Source organism: Acinetobacter sp. Colony158 (assembly GCF_019264745.1).
Lineage (GTDB): Bacteria > Pseudomonadota > Gammaproteobacteria > Pseudomonadales > Moraxellaceae > Acinetobacter > Acinetobacter ursingii.
In genome coordinates this window covers 3,133,286-3,140,812 of the sequence record NZ_CP078523.1, presented here as the reverse complement: position 1 = coordinate 3,140,812, position 7,527 = coordinate 3,133,286, and the positions used below count along the sequence as shown (strand labels likewise).

Annotated in this window: 10 protein-coding genes; 2 read left to right on the top strand and 8 right to left on the bottom strand. The window is 38.5% G+C overall.

Annotated elements, in window-relative coordinates; translation table 11 throughout:
* The first annotated feature begins 191 nt into the window (after positions 1–191).
* Both JR005_RS12680 and JR005_RS12675 read left to right on the top strand, forming a co-directional pair.
* Entirely contained in the window at positions 192–788 is a 597-nt protein-coding gene (locus JR005_RS12680; protein WP_044435089.1) for a nitroreductase family protein, read from the top strand.
* Between the two features lie 224 nt (positions 789–1,012).
* Entirely contained in the window at positions 1,013–1,696 is a 684-nt protein-coding gene (locus JR005_RS12675) for a DUF2057 family protein (RefSeq protein ID WP_044435086.1), read from the top strand.
* Between the two features lie 59 nt (positions 1,697–1,755).
* Here the strand turns inward: JR005_RS12675 and JR005_RS12670 are convergent, their stop codons facing one another.
* The 8 genes from JR005_RS12670 to JR005_RS12635 form a co-directional block, all read right to left on the bottom strand.
* Positions 1,756–2,052 (bottom strand): cyd operon YbgE family protein, encoded by a 297-nt coding sequence (locus JR005_RS12670; RefSeq protein WP_004989293.1) that lies wholly within the window; start codon positions 2,050–2,052, stop codon positions 1,756–1,758.
* A gap of 4 nt (positions 2,053–2,056) precedes the next feature.
* On the bottom strand, positions 2,057–2,158 hold the full coding sequence (gene cydX / locus JR005_RS12665; protein ID WP_000270276.1) for a cytochrome bd-I oxidase subunit CydX: 102 nt from the start codon (positions 2,156–2,158) through the stop codon (positions 2,057–2,059).
* 18 nt (positions 2,159–2,176) lie between these two features.
* Positions 2,177–3,322: a cytochrome d ubiquinol oxidase subunit II gene (gene cydB, locus JR005_RS12660; protein WP_004989291.1), complete on the bottom strand. Its 1,146-nt coding sequence runs from the start codon at positions 3,320–3,322 to the stop codon at positions 2,177–2,179.
* Positions 3,319–4,905, bottom strand: a complete 1,587-nt coding sequence (locus tag JR005_RS12655) for a cytochrome ubiquinol oxidase subunit I (RefSeq protein WP_004989287.1) — start codon at positions 4,903–4,905, stop codon at positions 3,319–3,321. The genes cydB and JR005_RS12655 overlap by 4 nt, the downstream gene beginning before the upstream one ends.
* Positions 4,905–5,096 carry a cytochrome oxidase putative small subunit CydP gene (gene cydP, locus JR005_RS12650; RefSeq protein WP_004989285.1) on the bottom strand — a complete coding sequence of 64 codons (192 nt, stop codon included), beginning with the start codon at positions 5,094–5,096 and terminating at the stop codon, positions 4,905–4,907. The genes JR005_RS12655 and cydP overlap by 1 nt, the downstream gene beginning before the upstream one ends.
* Positions 5,097–5,486: 390 nt before the next feature.
* Positions 5,487–6,098: an OB-fold-containig protein gene (locus JR005_RS12645; protein WP_044435084.1), complete on the bottom strand. Its 612-nt coding sequence runs from the start codon at positions 6,096–6,098 to the stop codon at positions 5,487–5,489.
* Between the two features lie 17 nt (positions 6,099–6,115).
* Positions 6,116–6,424 (bottom strand): Rieske (2Fe-2S) protein, encoded by a 309-nt coding sequence (locus tag JR005_RS12640; protein ID WP_218665202.1) that lies wholly within the window; start codon positions 6,422–6,424, stop codon positions 6,116–6,118.
* 17 nt (positions 6,425–6,441) lie between these two features.
* Positions 6,442–7,446, bottom strand: coding sequence for an adenosine kinase (locus tag JR005_RS12635; protein WP_218665843.1), 1,005 nt, complete (start codon positions 7,444–7,446; stop codon positions 6,442–6,444).
* Positions 7,447–7,527: the final 81 nt, after the last annotated feature.

The window sequence follows — 7,527 nt, the reverse complement described above, 5'->3', positions numbered from 1 at the left end:
AGGGCTAGAGCTTTAGGTTTGGTGTGGTAACTCAACTGATGGCTCTAGTCCCCTTATTTTTCAAGTCAATTGCTTATCCGCGATTCGGGTTATGTAATAAAATTAGTAATGAAGACGCCATAAGAGTTGCATAAACTAATCATCATTCCAGATCACGACCGATTAGGTCAAATGTACACAGGACATAACAAATGACATCGTTCTTAGATAAAATTAAAAATCGTCGCAGTATCTATGCAATCGGAAAAAATGTTGCATTAGAACAAGCTGAGATTGAGCAAATCATTAAAGATGCTGTAAAACACAGTCCATCTTCATTCAACTCACAATCTTCACGTGTAGTGATTCTATTTGGTGATTCGCATCATAAATTTTGGGAAATTGTACGTGAAACTTTAAGAAAAATTGTTCCTGAAGCTGCTTTTGCCGCGACAAGTGGCAAGCTTGATAGTTTCTCTGCGGGTTTTGGCACAGCGCTATTCTATGAAGACCAAGCTGTGATTAAAGGTTTACAAGAACAATTTGCATTGTATGCTGATAACTTCCCAGTTTGGTCTGAACACTCAACTGCGATTGCACAATTTGCAGCGTGGACAGCATTGGCAGAACATAATGTCGGTGCGTCACTTCAACACTACAATCCAATTGTGGATGATGAAGTTGCAACTACTTTTGGTATTCCACATAACTGGAAACTTCGCGCGCAATTGGTCTTTGGTTCAATTGAAGCAGAAGCAGGCGATAAAGAATTTATGAGCGATGATGAGCGTTTTAAAACCTTTAACTAAGCTTTAATATTCTTTTAAACATCAAGAGCGCATCTACGCGCTCTTTTTTATGAGGATGTATTGGAAACTAGGTTTAGTATTGATGCATACACCTGATGACTAAGTATTTAAATATTATTATAAAATTTAATAACTTAGTCATATGTTTGAAATATTTGTCATAAAATTGTCACAACTGCGCTGCATAGTGCTCATGATTTAAAAAAATGTAGAGAAATCCGACAATGACTTCAAAATTCACACTTGCCGCATTAAGTTTATGTTTAAGTAGCTCTGTTTTTGCGGCTGCGACGATTACGGCTCCAGAGGAAATCGTAATACTGGCGGTCAATGACCAAGAGGTGAATTCAGGGTTATTGCGTAAAAAAGAAAATGATTACAAAGTTGATGCTGGCGAAATCAGTATTAGTGTTCGTTATCAGGAGTTTTTTCAGCATTTAGATGGTGAGCACGATATTGTTAAATCTGGAATAGTAACGTTAAAAACGCCACCTCTAAAAGATGGAGCAACTTATCAACTAGATTTGGTTAATGCACCATCAAATTTTGAAGATGCAAAAAAATACGCTGAACAACCAACCATTGGCCTTTATAATGCAAATCACCAATTACTTGTTCAGCAAACAGGTGCCAATACAGAAGCTAAGCCTTGGTTTAACAGAGGGCTTTTTGGCAAAACTTATGATTTAACTCAAACTAAATCTGCACCAGCAAATCAACCTGCACCCGTATATGCAACTCAAACTGTAGTGGCTAAAGAAGGCGTTACTGTTCCAACCACAGTGATCAACCCTCAAGCTTCGAATGCAGTTAAAAGCAATGATCAACAATTGGTTGAGTTATGGCAAAAATCTTCAAAAACAGAACGCCAAAAATTTATGGCGTGGCTAGCAGGGCAGTCGAATTAAGATAAATCTTAGGCATAAAAAAACCTCCGAAATTTCGGAGGTTTTTTATTGAGTGACTATTATTTAACAAACCATAGATAATAACCAATCAACATCAGTGGCCATGAGATGTAAGGACTAAATAACCATTTCCACAACCAAAATTGGGGAATGTAGCCTACACCATGAATAAAGCCGCCTGAAATTCCTAGCATAACCAGCATAAGAACACTGTGATTGTAGTGTCCGTTTGCATCTAGCATCATGCCAGGATGGACCAACAATACAGCTGCAAGTGGCAATGCCAACAAAAATGAAATTACCATCGCAATGGTCTGCGCTTTACTTCTTTTTACTGTTGTCACTGCTTCAGCCATAATGTTATTCCTCATCTAAATTTTGATGATGCTCAATATAAAGAGCGCTTAGAACACCTGCAAAACAAGCCATCAATATTCCAAGAATCCATGCGAAATACCACATATATTTCTCCTCGTGACCTTAGTACAAACTATGTGAATTAGCTTGAATGTCTTTATTGGTAATGACACCCCACATTTTATAGTAGCACCAGAAGGTATAACTTAATACGATTGGTACAAAAATACATGCAGCAACGGTCATGACACCTAGTGTTTTATGACTTGAAACAGCGTCCCACATAGTAAGACTTGAAACAGGACTGATACTAGATGGCATAAGGAACGGAAATAATGCAAAACCAGCAGTTAAAATAGTTCCAACAATCGCTAAAGCAGACCCAAGAAAGCTTAATCCTGCTTTATTTTTACTCGAAGCAAATAAAGCAATCAGACCACCAAGAATACCCACAATAGGTGCAACCATAGTGATTGGATATTGGCTATAGTTGTTTAGCCAACCGTGATTCGCATTGGTCACCACTTCTTTTGCTAAAGGATTTGCAACACCGTTGGTATCAAAAGGTTGTACCAAGGTATAACCTTCAATGTTACCAAAATAAAGCCAAGCACCAGCAGCAATAAAGCAAACAAGGTATACAACAGACATAATTTGAGTTGCTTTAGCCGCACGGCGATGTAGCGCAGCATCTGTACGCAGCATGAGCCAAGCTCCACCGTGGGCACACAACATAGCAACACTCACTAGACCACATACCACAGAGAACGGGTTAAGTAAGCCAAAGAAATTACCGTCATAGTGAGAACGGACAGTTTCATCCAGACTAAAAGGTACACCAACCAGCATGTTGCCGAATGCTACACCAAATACAAGTGCTGGAACAAAACTACCAATACAAAGTCCCCAATCCCAAGAGTTACGCCATTTGGTATTTTCAAGTTTAGATCGATAATCAAAACCAACAGGTCTTAGAAAAAGTCCAAACAGAACGAGCAATAAGGCCCAATACATCCCCGAGAAAGCGACCGCATAAACCATTGGCCATGCTGCAAAAATTGCACCACCCGCAGTAATTAACCAGACCTGATTACCATCCCAGTGCGGAGCAATCGTATTGATTGCCACACGACGTTCATTATCAGTCTTACCGACGAAAGGCATCAAAATCATGGCACCCATGTCGAAACCGTCAGTTAGGGCAAGCCCGATCAGGAGTACCCCGACCAAGACCCACCAAATTATTTTTAGGAGTTCATATTCGATCATGATTGAGCCTCCTCAGCGACCAAATTCGAGTTCTCTTGTTTTTCAAAGTGGTATTTACCAGTATGAAGTGAGCTTGGACCTAAGCGTGCAAACTTGATCATTAGATACATTTCAATAATGAGCAGTACTGTGTAGAACGCTGCAAGTGCAATGATTGAGCCCCATACATCTCCAGTACTTAAACTAGATGCTGAGAGGTGAGTAGGTAATACTTCACCGATCGTCCAAGGTTGACGACCACCTTCTGCTACATACCAGCCAGTTTGAGCCGCAATCCACGGTAATGGCAAAGCAAACAAAGCAAACTTAAGTAACCACGGTTTATCTTCAGCATTGCGTTTAGCCACAGACCATGCCGCCAAGATGAAGAGCAAGAGCATGAGGAAGCCACAAGCAACCATGATACGGAACGTAAAGAATAAAGCAGGAACGTTCGGAATACTGTCTTTTACAGCAGATTGAATATTGGCTTCAGTCGCATCAGTGACATTTTCGGTATATTTTTTCAATAATAAACCGTAGCCTAAATCTTTCTGGTTTTCTTTAAATGAGTTAAGCAAATCTGGAGATTTATCGCCTGCACGAAGTTTCTCAAGCTCACTATACGCCACCATACCATTACGAATGCGTAGTTCATGTTCTTTCATCAAGTCGGTAATACCAGTGACTTGCTGATCGGTTGAACGTGTTGCAATTAGACCTAATGCGTAAGGAATTTTAATCGCATAATCAGTGCGCATTTCTTGCTGATTTGGGATACCAAATAGAGTAAAACTGGCTGGTGCTGGTTGAGTTTCCCATTCGGATTCAATAGCGGCAAGTTTTGCTTTTTGGACATCACCTAATTCATAGCCAGATTCATCACCCAGTAAAATAACCGATAATGTAGAAGCTAAACCAAAAATAGCAGCAATGGCGAAAGAGCGACGGGCAAATGGCAAGTCACGTTTTTTCAACAGGTAATAACTAGAAATCGCTAATACAAAGATCGCACCAGTGACATAGCCTGCCGAAACAGTATGTACAAATTTAACCTGAGCGACAGGGTTAAAAATAAGTGCTGCGAAATCGGTCAGTTCCATACGCATGGTTTCATAGTTAAATGCAGCACCGACAGGGTTTTGCATCCAGCCATTTGCGACCAGAATCCACAATGCGGACATATTTGAACCAATAGCAACTAACCATGTCACACCAAGATGCTGTACTTTTGATAAACGATTCCAGCCGAAGAAGAACAAACCAATAAAAGTCGATTCTAAAAAGAAAGCCATTAGACCTTCAATCGCCAGTGGCGCACCAAAAATGTCACCTACATAGTGTGAATAGTAAGCCCAGTTAGTACCAAACTGGAATTCCATAGTCAGACCAGTCGTTACACCTAAAGCAAAGTTGATACCGAAAAGTTTTCCCCAGAACTTAGTCATATCTTTATAAATTTCTTTACCAGAAATGACATATGTCGTTTCCATAATGGCAAGAAGAAAAGCAAGGCCTAAAGTCAGAGGGACAAAAATGAAGTGATACATTGCGGTCATAGCGAACTGGAACCGCGAAAGATCGACCACGCTTTCAGAAATCATCAACGTGTCTCCTTGATTTGGGAATTTGTGCCAGCGATACGCTCGGCAACTTGATTGTCAAAATTTTTAGGGATAGTAGGGGCGTCAAACCAGATATGTTTAATTGTCAGTAAAAGAACAATCTTAATTATTAATATGATTGTAATTTCTTTGACTAAACGTTGATTAAAATCTTTTTTCATTAAGCTCATATATACAAGCCTATCTGGATGGATTAACTATATTATTAATGACATAAACAAAAAAATAAACAATTAAAACAATTAAAATAAAAATATATTATTAATTTGTTTTATATCAAATACTTACAAATATATTTTTTGATTTAAAAAATAATGAAAAGCATATTAAAGCAGTCATGTTTAGGCTGAAATAAATCAGACTAAAATAGTTGTATTTGATATTTTAAATCCGACTAAAATAGTAATAATTAAATTTTAGGCAAAATTAAATACCCAACTAAAATGGTCGGGTTGTAGTTATGTGGGTATAGTTAAATATCGAGATTAAATTTTTAATTTACTCATTATATTTGAATGATCCTAAGTCAATTTTTCTTATTGATTAAAAGATATACATGATTATTGTTGTGGTGTAAATAAGTGATTTGATACTGCAATTTTTTTGGCGATGTAATGAGTCTGTTTAAAACGAATCAAAATCACTTGTGAGCGAAATTCTAATTCCCCAAATTCTGGTTCAACTTGTACATAATGAATCTGACCAAATTCATCCCGAATTCGGGCTTGTGCAGAAAATCCCGGACGAGCATTGCCGCTTGAGATGGTTGCAAGTCGCCCAAGTAGACTGGTGTTGTGATGTTCGATCTGTGGCTTGATGACTTGATCAAGACAGTGAATCATAAATACCGTAAAGAAGATGGCAATAATCAGTGCAGGAAAAATCAGATAGAAGGGCGAAACAAAGCTGTGCTGTTTGGCAAAAAAAGCAAGTTGTAAAAAATAACCAGCAAAACTGAAATTGATTAAAAGAAAAACAAGAATGAGAACTTTTGAAAACTTGACATTAAGCAGTGGTGAATACACAAGCCAATTTGGAGAAACTTTTTGAATAATTGTACTGGGACGTATCCCAATATAAATACCAATAGTTTCTGCCATGCTGAGAATAATTAAAGCAACCACACTTAAATGAAAAGGAAGCAAGTCGTAGTTGAAGAAAAATTCTGACATGGCAAAAACCTGAGAAATTATTCTGTTAAGTAAATTCCACCATCTGAATGTATCTGAATTTCAACTTTCGTCAAAAATTCACCCAAACAAGGGCCTGAAATACATTCACCCCTTTCTACATTAAACAGCGCACCATGTGTTGAACACTCGATAAATTCCTGATCTTGATCTAGAAATTGATTTTCCAGAAATTCAAGTTCAACTTGTAGGTGCGGGCAGATATTTTGATAAGCAAAAAAACCGCCATCACGCTGTGTAATAAAAATAGTCTCTCCCTGAGGCGTTTCATAAGAACGCGCTTCACGTTCAGGGATATCCTCGGTCATGCAAATTTTTTCCATATTTATGCACATTCAGTCTGGAAATTTTTAAGCAGTTTAGCATAGTTTTCAATATCTAAACGCGGGCCATATTGGGCAACCACTTCACTTGAAATCAAAATAGCAAGCTGAGTTGCATCTTCAAGAGACATGTTTTGATTAAGGGCATATAAGAATGCACCTGCAAAAGCATCACCGGCACCATTGGCATCGACAGCAGTAACACGACGACCACCTAAATGAAAATGTGTGTTAGCTGAATGTACCGAAGCACCTTTGGCACCTTGTGTAATGACAATGGTATGATTTTTTAATTTCAATTTGGCAAAAGCTTCATCCAATGTATGCGTTTCTGTATACATCAAGGCCTCTTGTTCATTACAGAACAACACATCTACGCCTTCATCAATCAGTTCATTGAGACCTTCGCGGGCGTATTGAACCATCGCAGGATCCGAAAGCGATAAAGCAATTTTGACTCCATGCTCACGTGCAATCTGGCGTGCTTGTTTGACAGCTAATCGAGCTGAAGGACTAGTCGAAAGATATCCTTCGATGTAAAGCCATTTTGCTTTTTTTAATGGTTGGTAATCAACTTGTTCCGCAGAAAGCTCGGTGGTGATCCCTAAATAAGTATGCATGGTACGTTCTGTATCTGGGCTAATCAGTACCATACAAGTACCCGTTACGCCATCGGTTTTTGATTTTGTGGAAGTGTAAATATCGGCGTCATTTAAACCATCAAGGTAAATTTGCCCAAGTTCATCATTTCCCACTCGACAGGCATAAAAAGCAGAACTACCTAAAGCACTAAATGCGACCGTTGTGTTTGCCGCAGATCCACCACTGGCTTGACCTTTATAATCCTGAGAATTGAGCAGGTTTTGATATAATGCGGCTTGAGTTGGACCATCCGTTAACTGCATGGTGCCTTTTTGCAAGCCTTGTTGAATTAGAAAATCATCAGAAATTTTAAATTCTTGGTCAATAAGTGCATTTCCAATTGCAAAAAGGTCAACAGTTGCCATGATTGTCTTCACAGGTAAAATCAAAGCACACAGTTTACACGATTGTTCAGTTTTACTGTAGTTCGATGAATAAATTTCATT

What these genes read in the sequence shown, in the direction of transcription:
- JR005_RS12680 (WP_044435089.1), top strand. Translation starts at nt 192, where the DNA reads ATGACATCGTTCTTAGATAAAATTAAAAATCGTCGCAGTATCTATGCA.
- JR005_RS12675 (WP_044435086.1), top strand. Translation starts at nt 1,013, where the DNA reads ATGACTTCAAAATTCACACTTGCCGCATTAAGTTTATGTTTAAGTAGC.
- JR005_RS12670 (WP_004989293.1), bottom strand. Translation starts at nt 2,052, where the DNA reads ATGGCTGAAGCAGTGACAACAGTAAAAAGAAGTAAAGCGCAGACCATT.
- cydX (WP_000270276.1), bottom strand. Translation starts at nt 2,158, where the DNA reads ATGTGGTATTTCGCATGGATTCTTGGAATATTGATGGCTTGTTTTGCA.
- cydB (WP_004989291.1), bottom strand. Translation starts at nt 3,322, where the DNA reads ATGATCGAATATGAACTCCTAAAAATAATTTGGTGGGTCTTGGTCGGG.
- JR005_RS12655 (WP_004989287.1), bottom strand. Translation starts at nt 4,905, where the DNA reads ATGATTTCTGAAAGCGTGGTCGATCTTTCGCGGTTCCAGTTCGCTATG.
- cydP (WP_004989285.1), bottom strand. Translation starts at nt 5,096, where the DNA reads ATGAGCTTAATGAAAAAAGATTTTAATCAACGTTTAGTCAAAGAAATT.
- JR005_RS12645 (WP_044435084.1), bottom strand. Translation starts at nt 6,098, where the DNA reads ATGTCAGAATTTTTCTTCAACTACGACTTGCTTCCTTTTCATTTAAGT.
- JR005_RS12640 (WP_218665202.1), bottom strand. Translation starts at nt 6,424, where the DNA reads ATGACCGAGGATATCCCTGAACGTGAAGCGCGTTCTTATGAAACGCCT.
- JR005_RS12635 (WP_218665843.1), bottom strand. Translation starts at nt 7,446, where the DNA reads ATGGCAACTGTTGACCTTTTTGCAATTGGAAATGCACTTATTGACCAA.